This window comes from Comamonadaceae bacterium OTU4NAUVB1, assembly GCA_024372625.1.
Classification (GTDB): domain Bacteria; phylum Pseudomonadota; class Gammaproteobacteria; order Burkholderiales; family Burkholderiaceae_C; genus Variovorax.
This window is the reverse complement of record CP099605.1, coordinates 543134-567370: the sequence shown is the minus strand read 5'-3', so window position 1 is coordinate 567370 and position 24237 is coordinate 543134. Positions and strand designations below refer to the sequence as shown.

General features: G+C 71.3%; 23 protein-coding genes. 17 read left to right on the top strand and 6 right to left on the bottom strand.

Annotation, left to right across the window (positions count from 1 at the left end; all coding sequences use genetic code 11):
- The first annotated feature begins 45 nt into the window (after nt 1-45).
- Complete coding sequence (locus NF681_05985) at nt 46-738, top strand: lipocalin family protein (GenBank protein UST54743.1); 693 nt, start codon at nt 46-48, stop codon at nt 736-738.
- Nucleotides 739-810: 72 nt separating this feature from the next.
- Here NF681_05985 and NF681_05980 read toward each other — a convergent pair whose 3' ends face one another.
- The gene (locus tag NF681_05980) at nt 811-1467 is read right to left on the bottom strand and encodes an HAD family phosphatase (GenBank protein UST54742.1); all 657 of its coding nucleotides are present in this window, start codon (nt 1465-1467) and stop codon (nt 811-813) included.
- A gap of 159 nt (nt 1468-1626) precedes the next feature.
- Here NF681_05980 and zwf point away from each other — a divergent pair, with 159 nt between their 5' ends.
- On the top strand, nt 1627-3093 hold the full coding sequence (gene zwf, locus NF681_05975) for a glucose-6-phosphate dehydrogenase (GenBank protein UST54741.1): 1467 nt from the start codon (nt 1627-1629) through the stop codon (nt 3091-3093).
- 117 nt (nt 3094-3210) lie between these two features.
- Here zwf and NF681_05970 read toward each other — a convergent pair whose 3' ends face one another.
- Nucleotides 3211-4386 carry a porin gene (locus NF681_05970; protein ID UST54740.1) on the bottom strand — a complete coding sequence of 392 codons (1176 nt, stop codon included), beginning with the start codon at nt 4384-4386 and terminating at the stop codon, nt 3211-3213.
- A 279-nt stretch (nt 4387-4665) separates the two neighbouring features.
- Between NF681_05970 and coq7 the strand changes: the two genes are divergently transcribed.
- On the top strand, nt 4666-5295 hold the full coding sequence (coq7, locus tag NF681_05965) for a 2-polyprenyl-3-methyl-6-methoxy-1,4-benzoquinone monooxygenase (protein UST54739.1): 630 nt from the start codon (nt 4666-4668) through the stop codon (nt 5293-5295).
- Nucleotides 5296-5321: 26 nt separating this feature from the next.
- Here coq7 and NF681_05960 read toward each other — a convergent pair whose 3' ends face one another.
- Complete coding sequence (locus NF681_05960; GenBank protein UST54738.1) at nt 5322-5771, bottom strand: OsmC family protein; 450 nt, start codon at nt 5769-5771, stop codon at nt 5322-5324.
- 232 nt (nt 5772-6003) lie between these two features.
- Here NF681_05960 and ilvA point away from each other — a divergent pair, with 232 nt between their 5' ends.
- Nucleotides 6004-7551, top strand: a complete 1548-nt coding sequence (gene ilvA / locus NF681_05955; protein ID UST54737.1) for a threonine ammonia-lyase, biosynthetic — start codon at nt 6004-6006, stop codon at nt 7549-7551.
- Nucleotides 7552-7564: 13 nt separating this feature from the next.
- Here ilvA and NF681_05950 read toward each other — a convergent pair whose 3' ends face one another.
- Nucleotides 7565-8041 (bottom strand): hypothetical protein, encoded by a 477-nt coding sequence (locus tag NF681_05950; GenBank protein UST54736.1) that lies wholly within the window; start codon nt 8039-8041, stop codon nt 7565-7567.
- A 74-nt stretch (nt 8042-8115) separates the two neighbouring features.
- Between NF681_05950 and gspG the strand changes: the two genes are divergently transcribed.
- From gspG to NF681_05885, 13 genes are all read left to right on the top strand, one after another.
- Nucleotides 8116-8556 (top strand): type II secretion system major pseudopilin GspG, encoded by a 441-nt coding sequence (gspG, locus tag NF681_05945; GenBank protein UST54735.1) that lies wholly within the window; start codon nt 8116-8118, stop codon nt 8554-8556.
- Entirely contained in the window at nt 8531-9055 is a 525-nt protein-coding gene (locus tag NF681_05940) for a prepilin-type N-terminal cleavage/methylation domain-containing protein (protein UST54734.1), read from the top strand. The genes gspG and NF681_05940 overlap by 26 nt, the downstream gene beginning before the upstream one ends.
- Entirely contained in the window at nt 9052-9432 is a 381-nt protein-coding gene (gene gspI, locus NF681_05935; protein ID UST54733.1) for a type II secretion system minor pseudopilin GspI, read from the top strand. The genes NF681_05940 and gspI overlap by 4 nt, the downstream gene beginning before the upstream one ends.
- A gap of 5 nt (nt 9433-9437) precedes the next feature.
- On the top strand, nt 9438-10112 hold the full coding sequence (locus NF681_05930; protein UST54732.1) for a prepilin-type N-terminal cleavage/methylation domain-containing protein: 675 nt from the start codon (nt 9438-9440) through the stop codon (nt 10110-10112).
- Nucleotides 10109-11224, top strand: a complete 1116-nt coding sequence (gspK, locus tag NF681_05925; GenBank protein ID UST54731.1) for a type II secretion system minor pseudopilin GspK — start codon at nt 10109-10111, stop codon at nt 11222-11224. The genes NF681_05930 and gspK overlap by 4 nt, the downstream gene beginning before the upstream one ends.
- Nucleotides 11225-11382: 158 nt before the next feature.
- Nucleotides 11383-12630, top strand: coding sequence for a type II secretion system protein GspL (gspL, locus tag NF681_05920; GenBank protein UST54730.1), 1248 nt, complete (start codon nt 11383-11385; stop codon nt 12628-12630).
- Nucleotides 12627-13334 (top strand): type II secretion system protein M, encoded by a 708-nt coding sequence (locus NF681_05915; GenBank protein UST54729.1) that lies wholly within the window; start codon nt 12627-12629, stop codon nt 13332-13334. The genes gspL and NF681_05915 overlap by 4 nt, the downstream gene beginning before the upstream one ends.
- Before the next feature lie 47 nt (nt 13335-13381).
- Nucleotides 13382-14188 (top strand): type II secretion system protein N, encoded by an 807-nt coding sequence (locus NF681_05910; protein ID UST54728.1) that lies wholly within the window; start codon nt 13382-13384, stop codon nt 14186-14188.
- Nucleotides 14189-14192: 4 nt separating this feature from the next.
- The gene (gspD, locus tag NF681_05905; GenBank protein UST54727.1) at nt 14193-16547 is read left to right on the top strand and encodes a type II secretion system secretin GspD; all 2355 of its coding nucleotides are present in this window, start codon (nt 14193-14195) and stop codon (nt 16545-16547) included.
- Nucleotides 16548-16573: 26 nt separating this feature from the next.
- A complete protein-coding gene (gene gspE / locus NF681_05900) occupies nt 16574-17998 on the top strand; it encodes a type II secretion system ATPase GspE (protein ID UST54726.1) in 1425 nt (474 codons plus the stop codon).
- Between the two features lie 20 nt (nt 17999-18018).
- Nucleotides 18019-19257, top strand: coding sequence for a type II secretion system inner membrane protein GspF (gspF, locus tag NF681_05895; protein ID UST54725.1), 1239 nt, complete (start codon nt 18019-18021; stop codon nt 19255-19257).
- A gap of 7 nt (nt 19258-19264) precedes the next feature.
- Nucleotides 19265-20167, top strand: a complete 903-nt coding sequence (locus NF681_05890; protein ID UST54724.1) for a 5'-nucleotidase — start codon at nt 19265-19267, stop codon at nt 20165-20167.
- 69 nt (nt 20168-20236) lie between these two features.
- Nucleotides 20237-22105 (top strand): ABC transporter ATP-binding protein/permease, encoded by a 1869-nt coding sequence (locus NF681_05885; protein ID UST54723.1) that lies wholly within the window; start codon nt 20237-20239, stop codon nt 22103-22105.
- Here NF681_05885 and queC read toward each other — a convergent pair.
- Together queC and NF681_05875 are read right to left on the bottom strand one after the other, a co-directional pair.
- Nucleotides 22090-22785 carry a 7-cyano-7-deazaguanine synthase QueC gene (gene queC, locus NF681_05880; GenBank protein ID UST54722.1) on the bottom strand — a complete coding sequence of 232 codons (696 nt, stop codon included), beginning with the start codon at nt 22783-22785 and terminating at the stop codon, nt 22090-22092. The two genes, NF681_05885 and queC, sit on opposite strands and share 16 nt — an antisense overlap.
- Nucleotides 22786-22909: 124 nt before the next feature.
- Nucleotides 22910-24220 carry a D-amino acid dehydrogenase gene (locus tag NF681_05875; protein ID UST54721.1) on the bottom strand — a complete coding sequence of 437 codons (1311 nt, stop codon included), beginning with the start codon at nt 24218-24220 and terminating at the stop codon, nt 22910-22912.
- Nucleotides 24221-24237: the final 17 nt, after the last annotated feature.

Below are 24237 nucleotides of genomic sequence, written 5' to 3'. Positions count from 1 at the left end.
CCGCTCCTAGAGTCGTCGATCAGATCGCCCTGGAGCAACCCCCTCATGATTTCGCGCCCGCGTCCCGCCCCTTCTTCCCGCACCGGTGCGTTCGCCGTCGACGGTTTCGACGACCGCCGTTTCGGCGCGTCCATCGGCACGCTCGCGACGGCGTTCTGCGTCGGCGGCGTGCTGGCCCTGGCGGTGCTGGGCACCGCCCGCGTGGCCCGCGCGCAGACCCCGGCGGTGGTGGGTCCGGCCGACGGCGCGCCCCTGATGCGCGCGCCGCTGCAGGCGGTGGCCCCGGTGGACCTCCAGCGCTACGCCGGCGTCTGGCACGAGCAGGCGCGCCTGCCCAACCGGTTCCAGAAGAAATGCACCGGCGCCGTCACGGCCCGCTACACGCCCCTGGCGGACGGCACAATGGAGGTGCGCAACGTCTGCGTGGTGGCCGATGGGGTCGACGAATCCGTCGGCACGGCGCGCGTGGTGACGGTGGCGGGGCAGCCGGGCGCCGGGCGACTCAAGGTCCGCTTCGCGCCGGAATGGCTGTCGTGGTTGCCGATGGTCTGGGGCGACTACTGGATCCTCAAGCTCGATCGCGACTACGAAGTGGCGCTGGTGGGCACGCCCGACCGCGATTTCCTGTGGGTGCTCTCGCGCGCGCCGCGCCTGGACGAGGATCGGCTGGCCGTCGAACTCGACTACGCCCGCACCCTGGGCTTCGACGTCGACCGGGTCGTGCGCACCGGACGGTGAGGCCCGATCCGGCCTGGTCGGAAGAAGGAGCGGCCACGTGCCGCCCGGTGCCACGTGCGAGCGGGCACCGCATCAGGCCCGCGTTTCGCTCCGGTCTCCGACCCCGGCACCGTCGAGTTGCCTCAGCACGTGCGTGGCGAGCGTGCCGGGCGACGTGCAGTGGATCGCACGCCACCCCTGCGCCCGGGCGGCTTCGACGTTCGCCGCCATGTCGTCGATGAACAGGGTGCGCGAGGCCGCGAGGTCGTGGCGCCAGGCCAGCATCTCGTAGATGTCGCCATCCGGCTTGACGAGTTTCACGTCGCCCGAGAAGACGCCACCGTCGAACCACTGGAAGAACGAGAACCGCCGCTCCAGCGCCCTGGCGTAGGGAACGGGCATGTTCGACAGGTAGTAGAGCCGGATGTGCTCCCCCGCCGAACGCCGGTGGCGCAGGGTGGCGAGCAGTTCCACGCTGGTGTCGATCGGCATCAGGTGCTCGCCCAGGGAGGCGACGAAATCGTGCAGCCGGTCCCGGGGCAGCGACAGTCGCGCGGCCGTGCGCTCGACGACGTCGTCCACCCCGCGCACGCCGCGGTCGAAATCCTGCCAGTCCGGGTGATGGAAGAAGGCGCGGGCGAGTCCGCTGGCGGCCTCCGGGTCGGGGGCCCGCTCCGGAAAACGGGTCTGCAGCAGTCGGGCGGGTTCCCAGCCGATGACGACGGCCCCCAGGTCGAAAACGATGTTCATGCGCGTCGATTGTTCCACGCACCCGACCCTTCCACGAAGCGCGCGCGACCGTATCGGCGGACCGCCGCACCGCGCACGGCGATATCGCCCGCGGTGACGGCACCCTTTAAAGTCACGCCTCGTCAGCCTTCACTTCCCCACCCTACGGACCTTGCATTCATGAGCTTCGACCTCGTTCTCTTCGGCGGCACCGGCGACCTCGCCTGGCGCAAATTGATGCCGGCGCTGTTCCAGGCCTTCCGCCACGGCAGCCTGCCCGAAGACGGACGCATCATCGGCGTGGGCCGCGACGATCTCTCCGACGACGCCTACCGGGAACTCATCGAGTCGCGCTTCAAGGCGGTCGAAGGCGCGAAGCGCCCCAACACCGAGGAATTCGGGAAGTTCGCGGAGATGCTCCATTTCCTGCGCATGGACCTGTCCAGGCCGGGCGACTACGCCGGACTGTCCGCCCTGCTCGAGGCCCGCAACGCCGACACCGTCGTGATGTACGTGGCCACGGCGCCGGCCCTGTTCACGCAGGTGGTCGAGCAGATCGCCGCCGCCGGCCTCAACACACCCCGGACGCGCGTCGTGCTGGAAAAACCGCTGGGCCACGACCTGGCTTCCAACCGCGCCATCAACGATGCCGTGCGCAAGGTGCTGAGCGAGCAGCAGGTCTTCCGCATCGACCACTACCTGGGCAAGCCGTCGGTGCAGAACCTGTTCGCCATGCGTTTCGGCAACGCCCTGTTCGAACCCATCTGGCGCCGCGAGCACATCGCCAACATCCAGATCACGATCGCCGAGGACCTGGGCGTCGAGAAGCGCGGCGCGTTCTACGACCAGACCGGTGCCCTGCGCGACATGGTGCAGAACCACGCCTTGCAACTGGTGTGCGCCATCGCCATGGAGCCGCCGATCAACGCGCACGCCGACGCGCTGCGCGACGAGAAGCTCAAGGTGCTGCGTTCGCTCAAGCCCTGGACGCCCGAGACGCTCGGCCTGCACGCGATCCGCGGCCAGTACGCCGCCGGGACCGCCTATGGCGAGCGCGTCAAAGGCTACCTCGACGAGCCCGGCATCGATCCCCAGAGCCGCACCGAGACCTTCGTCGCGCTGCGCGCCGAGATCGCCAACTGGCGCTGGGCCGGCGTGCCGTTCTACATCCGCACCGGCAAGCGGCTCGCCTCGCGCGACGCCCGCATCGAGGTCAATTTCAGGCCGACCCCGCACGCCATCTTCCGCGCCCCCGCCGGCGCCGTGAACAAGCTGGTGATCAACCTGCAGCCGAAGGACGGCCTCGAACTGCACCTGCTCTCGCAGGCGCAGAACAGCCGCAAGCGCCCCCATGGGGACACGGCCCCGCCCCTGGCGCCGGTGCAGCTCGACCTGGATTTCGACAAGCGCTTCGGCACCGAACGTGTCGGCGCCTACGAGCGGCTGCTGCTCGACGTCATCGACGGCCGTCTCAACCTGTTCGTGCGCAGCGACGAGCAGGAGGAAGCCTGGCGCTGGGTGGAACCGCTGATCGACAGCTGGAGCACCGACGGCGGCCCGCGTCCCTATGCCGCTGGAACGTGGGGACCGAGCGCATCGAGCGCGATGATCGCGCGCGATGGCTTCGCCTGGAGCGAGGAGCAGTAGCCGACCCGGACCGTCCGGATGGTCCGACTTCTGCGACTCAAAGAAAAAGCCCCCCTGACTCGCGTCAGGGGGGCTTTTTCAGGTTTTCAGACCGAACTGGCTTACGCCAGCGTCAGATCAGAAAGCGTGGCGAACGCCGAATTCGTAGCCGGTCACGCTGCCCTTGGCATCGCTGCCGGTGGGCGTGCCCACAATGCCCGAACCGGAACCGCCGGCCGACAGACCGAAGTTGTAGCCGTTCTTGCTGGTCTGGCGGGCAACCGTCGTGTACAGGGCCGTACGCTTCGACAGGTTATGCACGTAGCCGATGGCCAGCTTGGCAGCCTTCGGGTCGTTGCCGAAGAGTTCCTGGTCGCGCTTGACGGCCGAGTAGGCGATCTTGATGACACCGGCGCCGATCGGGGCCGTAGCGCCGAGCAGGTAGCCGCGCTGCTTGTCTTCGCGCGAAGCGATCGTGGTGAACGCCTGCTCGAAGCGCACGTCGCTCAGTTCGCCGAACAGCTTGACGACGCCGAAGTCGTACGAAGCGCCCAGGTTCAGGGTGCGGACTTCAGGGTTGCTGAAGGCTGCAGGAGCAACGGTTGCGCCCTTGCTTTCGCCGTAGGCGAGAGCGACGTCGACCGGGCCATTGGCGTAACCGACGCGACCACCAGCGTACTGGCCAGCGCGACCTTGGAACCGTTGGGCTGCCGTGGCGTTGCCCGTGGTGTTCTCAGCCAGCGCGTACATGGCTTGGCCGTAGAAGCCGCCGAGGTTCGAGGGCAGGAAGTAGCCGATCGAGTTGCTGGCGCGGATCTGGTTGACGTTGCCGGTGATGGGATTGACGCCACCGTTCGGGTTGAAGCCTTGGGCGCTGTTCAGGGCAGCGAAGACCATGTTGGCGCCGACACCGACGGTACCGAACGGGCTGAACACGTCGTCGTTGTGGTGCGTCGGGGTCAGGTCGCGACCGAGGCGGATCTCACCGAAGTTGCCCGACAGGCTGATGGTCGAACGGCGACGGAAGTCGAAACCGCCGGTGCCCAGCTGACCGGCCGTGCCGTCGTCGTTGCCCAGGGCGCCTTCGAGCCAGAAGCTGGCTGCGAGGCCGCCGCCGAGGTCTTCGACGCCGCGGAAACCGAGGCGGCTGGAGTTCAGGCCGGAGTTGCCCAGGTACGTGCGGCTGGCGCCGTTGTTGCTGCCGGAGATGTGGCCGACGGAAGCGTCAACGATACCGAACAGGGTGACGGACGACTGGGCCGAAGCGGCGCCAGCGGCAGCCAGGACGGCCAGGGCGACGAGTGATTTTTTCATTGCGAGTTTCTCCAAGGTTAAACATAGGGCTCCGGTGCAGAGGGTTCACCGTGCTTGGCACGTTGCGCTCCCACCGGACCCAGGGCCAACCTCCTTTTGGGAAGTTGTGTCTATTGCACCAGAGCCGTTCGAGCAGAGCAAAAGAATTCAATTGAAATGTCGAAGCGGGCGGGCGTTGTGTTGCACGACCGCAACATCGCGCCGACCCCCTCGGCGTGCTGTCCCACAGGGAACGCCCGGGCACCGCAACGGTGATTCGCACGGCGCCAGAATGGACCCATGTCGCATCCTCTCGACCCGCTCCTCATCGCCACCGATTCCGTGCTCCGCACCCTCTTCGCGAGACCGCAGGCGAGCCGTCCGATGCCCCGGCCGGTCGGCACGCCGACCGCGCTGGGCCAGGCCGACCGACGCGCGGCGGGCGCCATGATGCGCGTCAACCACGTCGGCGAGGTCTGCGCGCAGGCGCTCTACGTCGCCCAGGCCGCGTCGACGCGGGATCCCTCGCTGCGCGCGCATTTCGAGGCGGCCGCCCAGGAAGAGACCGACCACCTGGCCTGGACCCGCCAGCGACTCGACGAGCTGGGCGCGAAACCGTCGCTGCTCAATCCGCTCTGGTATGCCGGCGCCTTCGGGCTCGGACTGCTGGCTGGACGGCTGGGTGACCGCACGAGCCTGGGCTTCGTGGCCGAGACCGAGCGTCAGGTCGAGGCCCACCTCGACGGCCACCTCGGTCGACTGCCGCATGGCGACACGGCGTCGCGTGCCGTCATCGTCCAGATGAAGGCCGACGAGGCACGGCACGCGGCGGAGGCAGTGGACGCCGGCGCCGCCGAACTGCCGGCACCGGCCAGGGCCCTGATGCGCGCGGCCGCCCGGGTCATGACCACGGTGGCGCACCGCATCTGAACCGAGGCGGGGTCGAGCCGTCGGCCTCAGCCTTCCACGAGGTCGAAGCCGGTCGTGATGGTCGCCGTCTTGCCCAGCATGATGCTGGCCGAGCAGTAGGTGTCGTGGCTCAGGGCGATGGCGCGTTCGACGGCCTCGGGCGGGATGCCCTTGCCCGTGACCGTGAAGTGCATGTGGATCGACGTGAACACCTTGGGATCGGTCGCCGCGCGCTCGCTGGTGAGCTTGACGCTGCAGCCCGTGACCTGATGGCGACCGCGCTTGAGGATGAGCACGACGTCGTAGGCCGTGCAGCCGCCCGTGCCCGCCAGCACCGTCTCCATGGGGCGCGGCGCCAGATTCTGCCCGCCGTTGCCCGGCTTGGCCGCGTCCGGCGCGCCATCCATGACGATCACGTGGCCGGTGCCTGTCTCGGCGACGAATCCCATGGCCGAGCGCGTGCCCGCATTTCCTGTCCAGCTGACCGTGCATTCCATATGTCGAAAACTCCAAGGTGACGATGTCGGCCAAAGCCGACGGACGATTAAATTGTGTGGGATTTACGAGGCTGCTTGTTGCATCGCAACAAAGAGCCGATATACTTTATTTCATCGCACATCGATGCCGCTTCGGCACTTTGTGCACCGGTTGTCTCCTCCACCCTCTCAATTGGTGGATTTAGCCCCGAGTCGCAAGATTCGGGGCTTTTTTCTTGGGTCCTCCGCTCTCATGACGTCTCCCGTCCTCACTTCCGCCGACTACCTCAAGAAGATCCTCACGGCCCGCGTCTACGACGTGGCGGTGGAGTCGGCGCTGGAGCCCGCGCGGGGACTGAGCGCCCGGCTGGGCAACACCGTGCTGCTCAAGCGCGAGGACCAACAGCCGGTCTTCAGCTTCAAGCTGCGCGGCGCCTACAACAAGATGGTGCATCTGACGCCCGAGCAGCTCGCGCGGGGCGTCATCTGCGCCTCGGCCGGCAACCACGCGCAGGGCGTCGCGCTCGGGGCGCGCAAGCTCGGAACGCGCGCCGTGATCGTCATGCCCGTGACCACGCCCCGTCTCAAGATCGACGCCGTGCGCGCCCTGGGCGGCGAGGTGCACCTGCATGGCGACAGCTACTCCGACGCGTACGCCCATGCGATCACCTTGCAGGCGGCCGAAAGCCTGACCTTCGTGCATCCGTTCGACGATCCCGACGTGATCGCCGGGCAGGGCACGATCGCGATGGAGATCCTGCGTCAGCACCAGGGACCGCTCGACGCGGTGTTCGTAGCCATCGGCGGCGGCGGCCTGATCGCCGGCGTCGCCAGCTACATCAAGGCCGTGCGACCCGAGATCAGGGTGATCGGCGTGCAGATGAGCGACTCGGACGCCATGATCCGTTCGGTCGACGCCCGGGAACGGGTCGCGCTGAGCGACGTCGGGCTGTTCTCCGACGGCACGGCGGTCAAGCTGGTGGGCGAGGAGACCTTCCGGCTGGCGCGCGAACTGGTCGACGAGTTCGTCACGGTCGATACCGACGCCGTGTGCGCGGCGATCAAGGACGTCTTCATCGACACGCGCAGCATCGTCGAGCCCGCTGGTGCGCTGGCCGTGGCGGCGATCAAGCAGTACGTGGAGACCCACGGCAAGCGCGACGAGACCTACGCGGCGATCCTGTGCGGCGCCAACATGAACTTCGACCGCCTGCGCTTCGTCGCCGAGCGCGCCGAGGTCGGCGAGGAGCGCGAGGCCCTGTTCGCCGTGACGGTGCCCGAGGAGCGCGGCAGCTTCCGCCGTTTCTGCGAGGTGGTGGGTCGCCTGCCCGGCACCTCGCGCAGCGTGACGGAGTTCAACTACCGCATCAGCGACGCGCACGAGGCGCACGTCTTCGTCGGCCTCACGACCTCCGCGCGCGGCGAATCCGCGACCATCGCGGCCACTTTCACCGAGCACGGCTTCGGCGCCATCGACCTCACCCACGACGACCTCGCGAAGGAGCACGTGCGCTACATGGTGGGCGGACGCAGCGGGCTCGCGCGCGACGAGCGGCTGCTGCGCTTCGTCTTCCCGGAGCGCCCCGGCGCGTTGCTGAAATTCCTGAGCCTGATGCGCCCCACCTGGAACATCAGCCTCTTCCACTATCGCAACCAGGGCGCCGACTACGGGCGCATCCTGGTGGGCCTTCAGGTGCCGCCCGAGGACCATGTCGCCTTCGACGAATTCCTGCGCACGCTCGACCTGCCTTTCGTGGAGGAGACGGCGAACCCGGCGTACCGGCTGTTCCTGCGGCAGTAGGGCACGGCGCCGGTCAGCGCTGCGACGGCGGCGCGGGAATGGCCATGGGCGTGGTCGGCAGCTGCAGCGCGATGCCGCCGGTGCCGCCACCGGTGCCGATGACGGCCGAACGGGTGCCCACCGACTGCAGCACGTGGCCTTCCGCGACCCGGCCACCGACGCGGAAGGGCCGGGGCGGCTGGCCGTCGACCGCGATCAGGGCGACGCCGCGCTGCAGGTTGTCGGCCACCACGCCGAGCAGGGCGAAGCGGCCCGCCGCCTCGGGCGCGCTCGCCACGGGCGCCACGCCCGTCACCGCGCCCAGCAGCCTGGCGACGGCCGTCGGGTCGATGTTGCCGGCCTGGGGCGCGGCCACGACGGGCGGTGGCGCCGCATCCGGCGGCGCGGCCAGGCGCAGCCCCCAGAAGACGACGACGGCGGCGGCGGCGGTCCAGAGCCCGAAGGTGGCGACGGCGGCGGGCCAACGGGCGGTCGGGTAGGAGAGCGTCATGGGCGCGGATTATCATGCAGCGACCGCCGCGGCCCGCCCGTCGCACCGACCCCATCGACATCGACACCTTGCCCATGCCCTCTTCCCTCCGATCCCCGGCGCGCGCCCCCGCACGCGGTTTCACGCTGATCGAACTGATGGTGGTGCTCGTCATCATCGGCGTGCTCGCAGCCCTCATCGTGCCCAACGTGATCGGTCGCGCCGACGACGCCCGTTCCACGGCGGCACGCACCGACGTCAACAACGTCATGCAGGCGCTCAAACTCTACCGGCTCGACAACCAGCGCTATCCGACCGGCGAACAGGGCCTGCAGGCCCTGGTGGCGCGTCCCACCGCCGCGCCGATCCCGCCGAACTGGAAACAGTACGTCGAGCGGCTCCCGAACGACCCGTGGGGCCGCCCCTACCAGTACTTCAACCCGGGCATCCGGGGCGAGATCGACGTGCTGTCGCTGGGCGCCGACGGGCAGCCCGGCGGCGAAGGCAACGATGCCGACATCGGCAGCTGGCAATAGCGCCGGGGCCGACGGCACGGGCGGTCCGCGTCGCACCGCGCGGCGCGCGCCGCAGGCCGGCTTCACGCTGCTCGAACTCATCGTCGTGATCGCCATCATGGCGCTGGCCACGGCCGGCGTCGGCCTCGCGATGCGCGACCCGGGCGACACCGCGCTCGAGCGCGAGGCGGATCGCCTGGTGGCGCTGCTCGAGTCGGCGCGCACGCAGTCGCGCACCGGTGGCGCGGCGGTCTACTGGCGCGCGACGCCGCGCGGCCCCGGCGACTTCGCCTTCGACGGACTGCGTCCCGGCACGCTGCCCACGACCTGGCTCTCGCCCGAGGGCCTGGGCGCCGTCACGGGCGACGGCCAGGGCCGGCCGACCCCCGCGCTGCAACTCGGCCCCGAGCCGATCATCGGCGCGCAGCAGGTCATGCTGACCCGCGCCGGCACGCCCGCGCGCAGCCTGCGCATCGCCACCGATGGCCTGCGGCCGTTCGCCGTCTCCAACGGGCCATGACGCGCCGCGGTGGAAGCGGCCGGCGCGCGCGCGGCTTCACGTTGATCGAGGTGCTCGTGGCCTTGGCCATCGTCGCCATCGCCCTGGCGGCGGGGACGCAGGCCACGTCGGCGCTCACGCGCAACGCGCAACGCCAGTCCGACACGCTCCTGGCGGGCCTGTGCGCGGAGAACGAACTGGTGCGCGTGCGCCTGGCCCGCCAGATGCCCGGCATCGGCAGCAGCGCCCAGGTCTGCGTCCAGGCCGGGGTCGCCTTCGGTGTCACGGTGCGGACCTCGGCGACGCTCAATCCGAACTTCCGCCGCGTCGACGTGCGGGTGCGCGACGCCGCCGAGACACCGATCCTGGATGTCTCGACGATGGTCGCGCGGTACTGAGGACCATGGCCGTGCACCGACGACGCGCCGCGCGTGGCTTCACCCTGATCGAGCTGATGGTCGGCATCGCGGTCATGGCGATGCTGGCGCTGATGAGCTGGCAGGGGCTCGACGGGATGATGCGGGTGCAGGGCTTCAACCGCGCGCGCAGCGACGCGGTCGTCACGCTGCAGACCACGCTCGCCCAGTGGGGCACCGACCTCGACGCGACGGTGGTGATGCCGCAGATCCAGCCGATCGCCTGGAACGGACAGGTGCTGCGCCTGACGCGGCGCGGCGCCGACGGCACGCAGCCGGTGCTCTACGTGGTGGCCTGGGCCATGAGCGCCGATGCCGCCAGCCCCACCGGCATGCGCTGGCGTCGCTGGCAGTCCGGCGCCGTCGCCACCCGGGCCGAATGGCTGCGCGCCTGGGTCCAGGCCGATGCCTGGGCTCAAGGCAGCAACGAGACCCTGCGCGGCGCCGAGGTGGACCTGATGCCGCTCGTGAACTGGCAGCTCCAGTACTTCCGCGGCGTCGCCTGGACCGATGCGGCCTCGGGCGCGAACGCCGTCGGCGGCCTGGGCGCGGGCATGCCCGACGGCATCCGGCTGGTGCTCAACCTGCCGCCGGGCGCGGGATTGTCGGGCGTGGTCACGCGCGACTGGATCCGCCCGACCGTGGCGGTGCCCAAGACATGACGCCGGACGCGCACCACAGGCCCGGGCGACGCGTCCGCCAGCGCGGCGTCGCGCTGCTCGCGGCGATGCTCACCGTCACGCTGGTGGCCACGCTCGCGGCGGCGGCACTGTGGCAGCAGTGGCGCGCGGTGGAGGTCGAGACGGCCGAACGCGCGCGGTTGCAGTCGAGCTGGGTGCTGATCGGGGCGCTCGACTGGTCGCGCCTCATCCTGCGCGAGGACGGCCGCACCCCCGGCGCCGACCACCTCGCCGAGCCCTGGGCGATCGCGCTGGAGGAGGCGCGGCTGTCGACCTTCCTGGCCGCCGAACGCAGCCCGCCCGGCGAAGTGGCCGACACGCTGCCCGAGGCCTTCCTCTCGGGCCGCATCGTGGACGCGCAGTCCAAGCTCAACGTGCTCAACCTGGTGGAGATCGGCAAACCGGTGCCCGAGGCGGTCGCCGCCTTCACCAAGCTGTTCGGCCTGCTCGGGCTGCCGGCGCAGGACCTGGCCGTGATGATCGCCAGCCTGCAGCGCGTCTTCCCGGCACCGAGTCCCTCCAATCCGACGGCCGGCAACGCCTCGGCGACACCGACGGCATCGACGGCCGCGGCCGCCGCCGCGACACCGGCGGCGAGCGCGGCCTCGTCGGCGGGCTCGGCGACGGCGACGCTGGACCCGTCCGTCTCGATCGAGGCCGACGCGCCGCTGCTGCCCCAGCGCATGTCGCAACTGCCCTGGCTGGGCGTGTCGCCCGCGACCGCCACGGCACTCGAACCCTACGTCACGGTGCTGCCGGTGCGCACCGCGCTCAACATCAACACCGCCAGCGCCGAGGCGCTCTTCGCCAGCGTGCCGAGCCTCGACCTGGCCGGCGCCCAGCGGCTGGTGGCCCAGCGATCGCGCAGTTTCTTCCGCACGCTGTCCGATGGCAGCGAGGCCCTGGGCAGCACGCTGCGCTTCGTCGACGGGCAGCATGGCGTGTCGAGTTCGTTCTTCGAGACCCACGGCCGGCTGCGCATCGACCGCAATTGGGTCGAGGAGCGTTCGCTGCTGCGGCGCAACGGCGTCGAGGTCGTCATCCTGTGGCGAGAGCGTGGCGCGGGCGCGACAACTCCGGGCCCCGGACGTTGATTGAGACCAACTGTCACAGTTACCGTCCAACCTGCGACAACCGCCCGGGCAGGCTGATTTGATAGCTATCGTTTTAATAGCATGAAAGTCAGGTGCGTCCTACAATCAGAGGCTCCTTCGGCCTTCCTTGAACTTTCGTTCTCGTTTCCTTCCTTCCCATGCCCTTGCTCGTGACGATTCCACTTCCGTCGGCGCCCGCCGGCGGCGAGTACGGCTGGGACCTCTGGTCGGCCGATGGCAGCAAGCTGCGTTCGAGCGGCAGCGCGTTGCCCGCCCTGCTCCCTTCGGGCGAGGACCTGACGCTGGCGGTGCCGGCGGCGGCCCTGTCCTGGCACGAGGTCACGCTGCCCCAGGGCAGCCTGAACAGCCCGGTGCGGCTGCGCGCCGTGCTCGCCGGCCTGCTCGAGGATCGCCTGCTCGAAGACCCCGAACTGCTCCATTTCGCGCTGGCACCGGATGCCGCCGCCGGCCGGCCGACCTGGGTCGCCGCCTGCAACCGGGCCTGGCTGCGCGGCATCGTGCAGGGCCTCGAAGCCGCGGGACGCCGCATCGAGCGCATCGTCCCCGAGTTCGCGCCCCGCTCCCGTGCCGCACCGGTCGCGCCGGGGGACGCCGACGACGGGCTCCCGGCCGCGGGCGCGCTGTTCGCCACCGGCGAGCCCGGGGCCGCGCGCATCACGCTGTGCGACGCGCAGGGCGTGCTGGCCCTGCCGCTGGATGCCGCCGGCATCGCCGCGCTCGGCGCGCTGCCGCCGGACACGCAGGTGCAGGCCGAGCCGGCCGTCGCGGCGCTGGCCGAGGAGCTGCTGGGCGTGCCGGTGGCGATCGTGCTGCCCGCCGAACGCTGGCTGCAGGCAAGCGTCTCCGGCTGGGACCTGTCGCAATTCGATCTCGCTTCCACCGGGCGCGCGCGCGCGGGCAAGAAGTTCGCCGCCGTCGTGCAGGCGCTGTGGCATGCCCCGCGCTGGCGGGCCGCGCGCTGGGGGGCGGCGGTGCTGGTCCTGGCGCAACTGATCGGCGTCAATGCCTGGGCGTGGAAGGAACGTCGCGCGCTCGAGGCCAAGCGCGGCGCCATCGGCGCCATCCTCGCCGAGACCTTTCCGGGCGTGCAGCCCTACGAACCGGCCCTGCAGATGGCGCGCGAGGTCGCCTCGCTGCAGCAGGCGACCGGCGGCGTGTCCGCCGGCGATGCCGAGCCGATGCTCGCCGCGCTCGCCGCGCTGCTGCCTCCCGGCCGCACGCCCAGCGCCATCGACTACGCCGCCGGCCAGCTGCGCCTGCGCGGCCTGGGCCTGGGCATGGCCGACGTGACGCAGATCGCCACGGCGATGGCCGCGCGCGGCTACAGCGCGCGCAGCGAAGGCGATCTCCTGCTGGTGCAACCGGCCTCGGGGGTGATGCGATGAGCGCGCTGCGGAACTTCGGGACGCGCGCGCGGACCTGGTGGCGCGAACTTCCCACCCGCGAGCAACGCCTGGTGGGCGTGGCGGGCACGATCGTCGTCCTGGCGCTGGTGTGGTGGGTGGCCCTCGCGCCGGCACTGCGCACGCTGTCGACCGCGCGCATCGCCCATGCCCAGCTCGACGTCCAGCTCCAGCAGATGATGGCGCTGCAGGCCCAGGCGCGCGCGCTGCAGGCCCTGCCGCGCGCCAATCGCGACGACGCCCTGCGCGCGCTGGAAGCCTCCGTCAACGAAGGCCTGGGCGGCAGCGTGCGGATGCAGACCGCCGCGACCAGCGCCGCCGAGGGCGTGCTCGTGACCCTGCGCGCCACGCCGGCGACCAACTTCGCGCAGTGGCTGACGCAGGCCCGCGGCAATGCGCGCGCGCTGCCGCGCGAGATCCACGTCACGCGCTCGCAGTCGGCACCGGCGAACGTCGCGGGCAGCGGCAATCCGGGCGGTTTCACCGGCATGCCGCCCGGCACGATGGCCGTTCCCGGCGGACGCCCTCCGCCCCCCGGCGGCCCCGTGTCGGGCTTCGCGCGTCCGGGCGCGACACCCGGTGGCGCCGCGACGGCGACCGGCGCGTTCGTGCAGGCCGCTCCCGCCGCCGACACGTCGGGCGCGCGCTGGGACGGCACGCTCGTCATGAGCCTGCCGGCGCGCTGACGCGCCGACGCGACACGGCCCCGGCTTCCGTCCCCCCACTGGTGTTCATGGCGACCCTCAAGACCGCATCCCCGGCCCGCGCCTCCACGTCGCGCGGCTGGCGCTGGGCGGTGCCCGGCGCGCTGCTCGGCGGTGCGATCGCGCTGGTGTGCTTCGCCCCGGCGCGCTGGCTGGCCGCGGGCATCGCCCAGGCGACCGGCGCACGGGTGCAACTGGTCAACGCGCGCGGCACGGTCTGGAACGGCACCGCCGGCCTGGTCTTCGCGAGCGGGGCCGGGGGAAACGCCTCGGTCTCGCTGCCGGGTGCGGTGGGCTGGGCGTTGCGGCCCGCCTGGGGCGCGATCGACGCCACGCTCGACCTGTCCTGCTGCTCGGCCCAACCCGTGCGGGCACGGCTGCATCCCGAGGCAGGCGGGGTCCAGCTCGACTGGAGCGACGGCACCTCGCGCTGGCCGGCCGCCCTGCTCGCGGGCTTCGGCGCGCCCTGGAATTCGCTCAAGCCCGAAGGCACGCTCGACCTGACGACGCAGGCCTTCGCCCTGCGGCTGCAGGACTCGAAGCTCGGCGTGGGCGGACGCGCCACGCTCGACGCTACCGACATCTCCTCGAGCCTGTCGACGCTGCGCCCGATGGGCAGCTACCGCTTCGCCGTCGAGGGCGGACCGGTGCCGACCCTGCTCCTCACCACGCGCGAAGGCAGCCTGCAGCTCAACGGCAGCGGCAGCTGGAGCGGCACTTTCATGCGCTTCAGCGGCGAAGCCAGCGCGGCCCCGGGCCGCGAGGACGCGCTGTCGAACTTGTTGAACATCATCGGGCGGCGCGAAGGCGCGCGCTCGATCATCACCCTGGATTGATCCCATGAAGCCCCTGTCTTCGACTGGCGTGCGCCTCGGCATCGCCGCGCTCGCCGCGCAACTGCTGATGACCGCCTGCCTGCCCGCCGCCCTGGCCCAGGACGGCGCGCCACGCCGCGGCGAACCCATCACGCTGAACTTCTCCAATGCCGAGATCGAATCGGTGGCGCGCACCATGGCCGTCATCACCGGCCGCGACGTGGTGGTCGACCCGCGCGTGAAGGGCGTGGTCAACCTGCAGACCGAGCGCGCCATCGCGCCGGCGGCGGCCTTCAACCAGTTCGCCGCCGCGCTGCGGCTGCAGGGCTTCGCCGTGGTGCAGGCCGACGGGCTCTACAAGATCGTGCCGGAGGCCGACGCCAAGCTCCAGAGCAGCGCCGTCGCCACCTCCACCGGCGGCATCGCGGCGATGAGCGGCAACCAGATCGTCACGCAGGTCTTCAAGCTGAACTACGAGTCGGCCAACAACCTCCTGCCGGTGCTGCGCCCGCTGATCGCGCCCAACAACACCATCAACGTGAACCCGGGCAACAACTCCCTGGTGATCACCGACTACGCCGAGAACATGCGGCGCCTCGCGCGCATCGTGGCCTCGCTCGACGTGCCCAACGCCTCGGACATCGAGGTGATCCCGCTGAAGCACTCGATCGCCAGCGACATGGCGCCGCTGGTCAACCGACTGCTCGACGGCGGCCCCGCCACCACCGGCGTCGGCGGTGCCGCCGCGGCCGGCGGCGTGCCCGGCGGCGGGGTGGCCGACAGCTCGTTCCGCACCTCGCTGCTGGCCGATTCGCGCAGCAACTCGCTGATCCTGCGCGCGGCCAATCCGGCGCGTGCGCAGCTGGTGCGCTCGCTGGTCGCCAAGCTCGACCGCGCGGCCATCGACAGCCCCAACGGCGAGGCCGGCAACATCTACGTCGTCTACCTGAAGAATGCCGACGCCGTGAAGCTCGCGACCACGCTGCGCGCGGCGATGGCCAGCGATGCGCGCGGCGCCGCGGCGCTGGCCGGCGGCGGGGCCGCGGCCGGGGGCCTGCAGGCCCTGCCCCAGCAGCAACAGCAGCAATCGCAGCTCCAGGGCGGCGCGCTCACCAGCGCGGCGGCCACCGCGCCGCTGAACAATGCCAACCCGATCTCCACCGGCGGCCAGATCCAGGCCGACCCGACCACCAACTCGCTCATCATCACCGCCTCCGAGCCGCAGTACCGCCAGTTGCGCGCGGTGATCGACCGGCTCGACGGCCGGCGCGCGCAGGTGATGATCGAGAGCCTGATCATCGAGGTCAACGCCACCAAGGCGGCGGAGTTCGGCGTGCAGTGGCAGAGCGCCCTGGGCGACGGCAGCACCCGCGGCATCGTGGGCACCAATTCCAGCGTCTCGGGGGCCAACAACAACATCATCAGCCTCGCGCTGGGGCTGGCCGCGGGCACCGCCACGACGATCCCCTCGGCCGGCCTGAACCTGGGCATCGGGCGGCGCAACAGCGACGGCCAGTACACCCTGGGCGTGCTGGCGCGCTTCCTGGAGGGCAACGGCGCGGGCAACGTGCTGTCGACCCCGCAACTGCTCACGCTGGACAACGAGGAGGCCAAGATCGTGATCGGCCAGAACGTCCCGTTCCCGACCGGCCAGTACGCGAGCACCAACGGCTCGACCTCGAGCGTCAACCCGTTCACCACGGTCGAGCGCAAGGACGTCGGCCTGACGCTGCGCGTGCGCCCGCAGATCAACGAGAACGGCACGATCAAGATGCAGATCTTCCAGGAGGTCTCCAACGTCGACGCATCCACGCGCGGCGACCTCAACGGCCCCACGACCAACAAGCGCAGCATCGAGTCGAGCGTGCTGGTGGAGGACGGCAGCATCGTGATGCTCGGCGGCCTGCTGCAGGACGACTACTCCAATACCAACGAGAAGGTGCCCGGGCTCGGCGACATCCCGGTGGTGGGCAACCTGTTCAGGAACGAGGTCCGCCGACGCACCAAGACCAACCTGATGGTCTTCATCCGTCCGGTGGTGCTGCGCGACGGCGTCGTGACCGAGGCCTTCGCGGCCGACCGCTACGAGACGATCCGCGGCATCCAGCAGGGCACGCAGCCCGAGCCCAGGCTGCCGCTGAACAACGTGGGCCAGGCGCCCATGCTGCCGCCGCTGGTGCTGCCCGATCCCGCGCAGGCACCGGAGCGCCCGGCCGAACGCATCGAGGGCACCCGCCTGATCCCGCCGCCCTCGGCGGCGCGGAGCTCGGGCGTGCGCGCGCCGGCCGCCACGACCACCAGCACCCTGCCGCTGATCGGACCGCAGCGCGGCGCCCTGCCGCCCACCTCCGACCCGATGAGCTACCGCGAACCGAACTAGACCCCAGGAACCAGGAATCACCCGCCATGGCCGTGCGCTATCCCCTGCCCTACGCCTTCGCGCGGACCCAGCAGCTGCTGCTGGAGGAATCCGACGACGGCACCCGCACGCTGTGGATGCCGCGCGTGCCGCCGCGCAGCGCGCTCGGCGAAGTGGCGCGCCGCTTCGCCGTCACCGCCTTCGAGCCGCTCGACGCCGGCCTGCTCGCCCAGCGCATCAGCGCCGCCTACGCGCAGGGCGAGTCCAACGCCGCGGCGATCGTGAGCGAGGTGCAGGGCGACGCCGACCTCTCGCGCATGATGCAGGAGCTGCCGGCGGTGGAGGACCTGCTGGAATCGGCCGGCGACGCGCCGATCATCCGCATGCTCAACGCCCTGCTCACGCAGGCCGCGCGCGACGGCGCGAGCGACATCCACATCGAGCCCTACGAGCGCACGTCCTCGGTGCGCTTTCGCATCGACGGTACCTTGCGCGAGGTGGTGCAGCCCAACCGGGCCCTGCACGCGGCGCTGATCTCGCGCCTGAAGATCATGGCCGACCTCGACATCGCCGAGAAACGCCTGCCGCAGGACGGACGCATCTCGCTGCGCATCGGCACGCGCGCGGTCGACGTGCGCGTCTCCACCCTGCCCAGCGCCCACGGCGAGCGCGCCGTGCTGCGCCTGCTGGACAAGAACGAGAGCAAGCTCACGCTGGAGGCGGTGGGCATGCAGGGCGACACCCTCACGCGCTTCGAGACCCTGATCGGCCAGCCGCACGGGATCATCCTGGTGACCGGGCCGACCGGCTCGGGCAAGACGACCACCCTGTACGCCGCGCTGAGCCGCCTGGACGCGGGGCGCAGCAACATCATGACGGTCGAGGACCCGATCGAGTACGAGCTGCCGGGCGTCGGCCAGACGCAGGTCAACGCCAAGATCGACCTGACCTTCGCCAAGGCCCTGCGCGCCATCCTGCGCCAGGACCCCGACGTCATCATGATCGGCGAGATCCGCGACTTCGAGACCGCGCAGATCGCCATCCAGGCCTCGCTCACCGGCCACCTGGTGCTGGCCACGCTGCACACCAACGACTCGGTCAGCGCCGTCACGCGCCTTACCGACATGGGCGTGGAGCCCTTCCTGCTGAGCTCGTCGCTGCTGGGCGTGCTGGCGCAGCGGCTGGTGCGCAAGCTCTGCCCGGTGTGCGCCGGGCGCTCGGACCAGGGCGAGGGCGCGCCGGTCGGGTGCGAGGCCTGCGGCCAGACCGGCTACCAGGGCCGCACCGGCATCTTCGAGTTGCTGGTGGCCGACGACGCCGTGCAGTCGCTCATCCACAGCCGCGCGCCGGAGAGCCAGATCTTCACCGCCGCCGAGCGCGGCGGCCTGCGCTCCATGCGCGAGGACGGCGAACGCCTGGTGCGCGCGGGCGTCAGCTCGCGCGCCGAACTCCTGCGCGTGACGCGCGACTGACCGTCCACCCCCCACGACCCATGCCCGCCTATTCCTTCGAAGCCATCGACGAGCAGGGCCAGCCGCGCAAGGGCGTGCTGGAGGCCGACACGGCGCGCGCCGCGCGCGGCATGCTGCGCGCCCAGAAGCTGATTCCGCTAGAGGTCGCGGTGGTCGGCAGCGCCGGGGCGCTGCGCCCGGACGGCAGCACGGGCGGCGGCCGGCGGCTCTTCGGTCGCGCCCGCGCCTTCAGCACCACCGAGCTGGCCGTGTGGACGCGGCAGATCGCCGGCCTCGTGTCCTCCGGCCTGCCGCTGGAGCGCGCGCTCACCGCGCTGACCGACGAGGCCGAGCGCGAGAACCAGCGCCACCTGCTCGCCTCGCTGCGCGCGGAGGTCAACGCCGGCTCGCCCTTCGCGCGCGCGCTGGCGCAGCACCCGCGCGAGTTCTCGCCGATCTACGTCGCCGTCATCGGCGCGGGCGAGCACAGCGGCAACCTGGGAATGGTGCTCGAACGCCTGGCCGACGACCTGGAACAGCGCCAGGCCCTGCAGCAGAAGCTCGTCGGGGCGGCGCTCTATCCGGCCATCGTGTCGGTGATCGCCATCGTGATCGTGATCTTCCTGGTGAGCTACGTGGTGCCCCAGGTGGCCAACGTGTTCGCCGGCACCAAGCGGGCGCTGCCGGTGCTCACGGTGGCGATGCTGGCGCTGAGCGACTTCGTGCGCGGCTATGGCTGGACGCTGCTGATCGGCATCGCGGCGCTGGTCGTGGGCATGCGGGTGGCGCTGGCGCGCGATGCCTTCCGCGAGCGCTTCGACGCCGCCTGGCTGCGCCTGCCGATCATCGGCAAGCTCGCGCGCGGCTACAACGCGGCGCGCTTCGCCAGCACGCTGGCGATGCTGGCGACCGCCGGCGTGCCGATCCTGCGCGCCCTGCAGGCGGCCGCCGAGACCCTGGGCAATCGCGCCATGCGCACCGACGCGCTCGATGCGCTGGTGCTGGTGCGCGAGGGCGCGCCGCTGGCCTCGGCGCTGGCGCAGAAGAAGCGCTTTCCGGGCATCGTCTCGATGTTCGCGCGCCTGGGCGAGCAGACCGGCACGCTGCCGCTGATGCTGCAGCGCGCGGCCACCCAGCTCGGCGCCGAGGTGCAGCGCCGCGCGATGCACCTGGCCACCATCCTGGAGCCGCTGCTGATCGTGGCGATGGGCGGGGTGGTGATGCTGATCGTGCTGGCCGTGCTCATGCCCATCATCCAGCTCAACCAGTTCGTCAAGTGAGCGCCGGGTGAAGCCGACCCTGGAGGACAAGCTGGTCGTGGCGATCTCGTCGCGGGCGCTGTTCGATTTCGAGGAGGAGAACCGCCTCTTCGACCCGTCGAACCCGCAGGCCTACATGGCGCTGCAGCAGCAGCGCCTGCGGGTACCGGCCCGCCCGGGCGTGGCCTACCCGCTGGTGCACAAGCTGCTCGCCTTCAACAGCGGCGCCGCGCGCCGCGTCGAGGTCGTGGTGCTCTCGCGCAACGACCCCGTCAGCGCGCTGCGCATCTTCCATTCGGCCAAGGACGCCGGCCTGCAGCTCGAGCGCGGCGTCTTCACGCAGGGACGCGATCCGTTCCGCTACCTGCGCCCGCTCGGCGCGCACCTGTTCCTGTCGGCCAACGAGCAGGACGTGAGCGAGGCGCTGGCGCTGGGTTTCCCGGCCGCGCGCGTGCTGACCGAATCGGTGGCCGCCGGCATGAACTACCCGAGCGAGCTGCGCATCGCCTTCGACGGCGACGCGGTGCTGTTCTCCGACGAGGCCGAGCGCGTCTACCAGGCCGACGGCCTGGCCGCGTTCCAGACGCACGAGACGGCCAAGGCGGCGCTGCCGCTGTCGGGCGGCCCGTTCAAGCCCCTGCTGGCGGCGCTGTTCAAGCTGCAGCAGCAGGCCGACGTCTCGGGCATGCGCATCCGCACCGCGCTGGTGACGGCGCGCAGCGCGCCGACCCACGAACGCGCCATCAACACCCTGCTCAACTGGGGCCTGGCGGTGGACGAGGCGATGTTCCTCGGCGGCCTGGACAAGGGCCCGTTCCTGCGCGAGTTCGAGCCCGACTTCTTCTTCGACGACCAGACCGGCCACGTCGACGGCGCCGCGCGGCACGTGCCCTCGGGGCACGTCTCCAGCGGCATCGCCAACCCACGCTGACACCCGCGCCGGCCCGGACACCACCGGACGCCCGCCGCTTCCTGCGAAACGATTTCCCCAGGCTTCACGATGTCGACCCAGCTTCCCGGCGCCAGCCCCGACGACACCCCCCGGCCCTCCTTCGCGCGGACGCTGCGCCGCATCGGCGCGCTCGCGCTGCCGTACTTCCGCTCGGAGGAGCGATGGCGGGCCCGCGCGATGCTCGCGGCGATCGTGGCGCTCAACCTGGCCGCGGTCTACATGCTGGTCCTCAACAACCAGTGGTTCGCGCGCTTCTACGACGCGCTGCAGGAGAAGAACCAGGCCGTGTTCTGGCGCGAGATCGGCGTGTTCTGCTGGATCGCGGCGGCCTACGTCGCCATCGCGATCCTGAAGTTCTACCTGACCCAGCTGTTGCAGCTGCGCTGGCGCGCCTGGATGACGCGCAACTACCTCGGACGCTGGATGCGCGACCACACCTTCTACCGGCTGGAACTCGCGCGCTATGCCGGCGGGGCCGCGCCGGACAACCCCGACCAGCGCATCCAGGAGGACATGCAGCTGTTCACCGACTACACGATGACCCTGTCGATGGGCCTGCTCAACGCGGTCGTCACCCTGGCGAGCTTCATCGGCATCCTGTGGGGCCTGAGCGGCACGACGACGTTCTCGGCCTGGGGCCGCGAGATCACGGTCGCCGGCTCGATGGTCTGGATCGCGCTGGCCTATTGCGCCGTGGGCACGGCCCTCACCCACCTGATCGGGCGCCCGCTGATCGGCCTGAACTTCCGCCAGCAGCGCTACGAGGCCGACTTCCGGCACCACCTGGTGCGGGTGCGCGAGTACAGCGAGGCGATCGCGCTGGATCGCGGCGAGCACGTGGAGCACGCCCAGCTCGACTTGCGCTTCGGCGCGGTGCTGCGCAACTACCTGCAGCTCGTGCGCGCGCAGAAGAACCTGGTGGCGTTCACCACCGGCTTCGGCCAGGCGTCGGTGATCTTCGCCTTCGTCGTGCAGGCGCCGCGTTTCTTCGCCGGGGCGATCCAGCTCGGACAGCTGATGCAGGTCAACTCGGCCTTCGGCCGGGTGCAGGACGCGCTGAGCTGGTTCGTCGACAACTACGACCGCGTGGCGGTCTGGCGCGCGACGGCCGATCGCCTGACCACCTTCGAGGCCGCGATGCGTGCCCACGCCGGACCCGCCAGCGCCGTGACCGACGCGCCCGACGCGCCCGACGCCGCGGCCGACGGGACCGAGGGCCCGCGCGCGGCCGGGCTGGACGTCTTCCTGCCCGACGGCACCGTGCTGCTGCGCGACACCGCGCTGGCCGTGCGGCCGGGCGACCGCATCGTGCTGCAGGGCCCCTCGGGCAGCGGCAAGTCGACGCTGCTGCGCACCTTCGCCGGCATCTGGCCGCACGCGGCGGGACGGGTGCGGCTGCCGGAGGACGCGATGTTCATCCCCCAGCGCCCCTACGTGCCCGACGGCCGGCTGCGCGACGCGCTGGCCTATCCGCGACCGGCCACCGACTACACCGACGCGCAGCTGCGCCAGGCCCTCGACGACGCGCTGCTGCCGGCCCTGCGCGCGCGCCTGGACGACAGCGACGCCTGGAGCCAGCGCCTGTCGGGCGGCGAGCAGCAGCGCCTGGCGATGGCGCGCGTGCTGCTGAGGAAGCCGCGCTGGCTGTTCGCCGACGAGGCCACCAGCGCCCTGGACGCGGCGGCCGAAGACACGCTCTACCGACGCCTGGACGCGGCGGTGCGCGCGGCCGACGGCGCGATCGTGTCGATCGCGCACCGCGCCTCGGTCGGTGCCTTCCACGACCGGCGCTGGACGCTGGTGCCGGCGGTCGCGGGCGAGGCCACGGCGGTGGCGGGCGACGCGAAGGCGACGCCGCGCTTCCGCCTGGAGACGACGGACCGCGCGCCCGTGCCCGCGGGTCAGGCGCCCGTGTAACGCGCCCAGCCGGCCGCGCGCAGTTCGCAGGCCGGGCAGGCACCGCAACCGTAGCCCCAGGCATGGCGGTGGACCCGGTCGCCGAGGTAGCAGGTGTGGGTCTCCTCGACGATCAGCTCGACCAGCGCCCGGCCACCGAGCCGCTCGGCCATCGCCCAGGTCTGCGCCTTGTCGATCCACATCAGCGGGGTCTCGATCACCAGCCGCCGCTCCAGCCCGAGCGACAGCGCGACCTGCATCGCCTTCATGGTGTCGTCGCGGCAGTCGGGGTAGCCGGAATAGTCGGTCTCGCACACGCCGGTGACCAGCACCTGCAGGCCGCGCCGGTAGGCCAGCGCGCCGGCCAGCGCCAGGAACAGCAGGTTGCGCCCGGGCACGAAGCTGTTGGGCAGGCCGTCGGCCTGCATCGAGAAGGCGACCTCCTCGGTCAGCGAGGAGCCGCCGAGCTGCGACAGCGCGTCGACCGTGAGCAGGTGGTCCTCGCCCAGGCGCGGCGCCCAGTCGGGGAAGCGCTCGCGCAGGCGCTCGCGCACGGTGGCGCGCACGTCGAGCTCGACGCGGTGGCGCTGGCCGTAGTCGAAGCCGAGCGTCTCGACGCGTTCGTACCGGGACAACGCCTCGGCGAGGCAGGTGGTGGAGTCCTGGCCGCCGGAGAAGAGGACGAGGGCGGTGGTGTGCATGGGATCGGTCCGTTGGGAAGAGGGCAGGAGGCGCTCGCGCGGCGGGAGGCAGCGGCAAGGCGCGGGCGGACCGTCGATTTTCGCCCGTGCGACCCGCCCCGGCAGCCATCCGCCGCCCCGGCGCTCAGTGCGCCGCGGCCACGCCCAGGCCGCCGCGCACCGCCGGCGCAGGGCCGGCTTCGACGCCGCAGAAGGCGAAGTCGACCTCCGGGCGGCGGCCCGAGATCAGGTCGGCCAGGGCACGGCCCGAACCGCAGCCGTGCGTCCAGCCGAGCGTGCCGTGGCCGGTGTTCAGGTAGAGGCCCGCCACCCGGCTCGCGCCGATGTAGGGCACGTTGCCCGGCGTCGCCGGGCGCAGGCCGGCCCAGTAGCTGGCGAGTTCCGGGCGGCTCATGCCCGGGAAGACCTCGAGCGCGCGCCGCACGATGGCCTCGCAGCGCACCGGGTTGAGCGAGAGGTCGTAGCCGTTGAGCTCGGCCGTGCCGGCGATGCGCAGCCGGTCGCCGAAGCGCGAGTAGACGAGCTTGTACTCGTCGTCGGTCAGGCTGACGGTGGGCGCCTTGTCCGCGTCGAGCACCGGCAGCGTGGCCGAGTAGCCCTTGGCCGGATAGATGTCGAGCGACACGCCGGCCCCGCGCGCGAGGCCGGCGCTGAAGCTGCCCATGGCCAGCACGTAGGCGTCGGCGGCGAGCACCTCGTAGCCGCCTTCCTCCCCGGCGATCTCGACCCCCGTCATGGCCCCGCCCTCGGTGCGCAGGCGCTGCACGCGCACGCCGTAGCGGAAGTTCACGCCGCGCTCGGCGGCCTTGCGCGCCAGGCCGGTGGTGAACTTGTGGACGTCGCCCGATTCGTCGGCGCCGGTGTAGGTGGCGCCGGCCAGGCGCGGGCGGATCGACGCCATGGCGGGGTCCAGGCGCACCACCTGGTCGGCGTCGATGACCTGGCGCTCGCAGCCGAGTTCGCGCATGACGCGCGCGGGCTCCAGGGCCAGGTCGAACTCCTTCTGACTGGTGTAGAAGTGCAGGATGCCCTTGGCGAGGTGGTCGTAGGCGATGCCGGTGTCGCGGCGCAGCTGCTGCAGGCTGTCCCGGCTGTAGGTGCCCAGATTGAGCAGCTGGACCATGTTGCGCGTCGAGCGCCGGGCGCCGCACTCGGCCAGGAACTTCAGGCCCCAGCGCCATTGCGCCGGATCGGCGCGCAGGCGGAACAGCAGCGGCGCGTCCTCGCGGCCGAGCCATTTCAGGAGCTTGAACGGGGCCGAGGGGTTGGCCCAGGGTTCGGCGTGGCTGACGGAGATCTGCCCGCCGTTGCCGAAGCTGGTCTCGCGCGCGGCCCCCGCATTGCGTTCCAGAACGGTCACCTCATGGCCGGCCTGGTTGAGGTACCAGGCGGTCGCGGTGCCGATCACGCCGGCACCCATCACGATCACTTTCATCATCGACTCCAATGCAA

Coding starts and splice junctions, on each gene's coding strand:
- gspF (UST54725.1), top strand. CDS start 18,019: ATGCCCGCCTATTCCTTCGAAGCCATCGACGAGCAGGGCCAGCCGCGC.
- NF681_05960 (UST54738.1), bottom strand. CDS start 5,771: ATGGAATGCACGGTCAGCTGGACAGGAAATGCGGGCACGCGCTCGGCC.
- zwf (UST54741.1), top strand. CDS start 1,627: ATGAGCTTCGACCTCGTTCTCTTCGGCGGCACCGGCGACCTCGCCTGG.
- NF681_05950 (UST54736.1), bottom strand. CDS start 8,041: ATGACGCTCTCCTACCCGACCGCCCGTTGGCCCGCCGCCGTCGCCACC.
- NF681_05970 (UST54740.1), bottom strand. CDS start 4,386: ATGAAAAAATCACTCGTCGCCCTGGCCGTCCTGGCTGCCGCTGGCGCC.
- gspD (UST54727.1), top strand. CDS start 14,193: ATGAAGCCCCTGTCTTCGACTGGCGTGCGCCTCGGCATCGCCGCGCTC.
- NF681_05985 (UST54743.1), top strand. CDS start 46: ATGATTTCGCGCCCGCGTCCCGCCCCTTCTTCCCGCACCGGTGCGTTC.
- NF681_05940 (UST54734.1), top strand. CDS start 8,531: ATGCCGACATCGGCAGCTGGCAATAGCGCCGGGGCCGACGGCACGGGC.
- NF681_05875 (UST54721.1), bottom strand. CDS start 24,220: ATGAAAGTGATCGTGATGGGTGCCGGCGTGATCGGCACCGCGACCGCC.
- NF681_05915 (UST54729.1), top strand. CDS start 12,627: ATGAGCGCGCTGCGGAACTTCGGGACGCGCGCGCGGACCTGGTGGCGC.
- NF681_05980 (UST54742.1), bottom strand. CDS start 1,467: ATGAACATCGTTTTCGACCTGGGGGCCGTCGTCATCGGCTGGGAACCC.
- gspG (UST54735.1), top strand. CDS start 8,116: ATGCCCTCTTCCCTCCGATCCCCGGCGCGCGCCCCCGCACGCGGTTTC.
- NF681_05885 (UST54723.1), top strand. CDS start 20,237: ATGTCGACCCAGCTTCCCGGCGCCAGCCCCGACGACACCCCCCGGCCC.
- ilvA (UST54737.1), top strand. CDS start 6,004: ATGACGTCTCCCGTCCTCACTTCCGCCGACTACCTCAAGAAGATCCTC.
- coq7 (UST54739.1), top strand. CDS start 4,666: ATGTCGCATCCTCTCGACCCGCTCCTCATCGCCACCGATTCCGTGCTC.
- gspK (UST54731.1), top strand. CDS start 10,109: ATGACGCCGGACGCGCACCACAGGCCCGGGCGACGCGTCCGCCAGCGC.
- NF681_05930 (UST54732.1), top strand. CDS start 9,438: ATGGCCGTGCACCGACGACGCGCCGCGCGTGGCTTCACCCTGATCGAG.
- gspI (UST54733.1), top strand. CDS start 9,052: ATGACGCGCCGCGGTGGAAGCGGCCGGCGCGCGCGCGGCTTCACGTTG.
- gspL (UST54730.1), top strand. CDS start 11,383: ATGCCCTTGCTCGTGACGATTCCACTTCCGTCGGCGCCCGCCGGCGGC.
- NF681_05910 (UST54728.1), top strand. CDS start 13,382: ATGGCGACCCTCAAGACCGCATCCCCGGCCCGCGCCTCCACGTCGCGC.
- queC (UST54722.1), bottom strand. CDS start 22,785: ATGCACACCACCGCCCTCGTCCTCTTCTCCGGCGGCCAGGACTCCACC.
- gspE (UST54726.1), top strand. CDS start 16,574: ATGGCCGTGCGCTATCCCCTGCCCTACGCCTTCGCGCGGACCCAGCAG.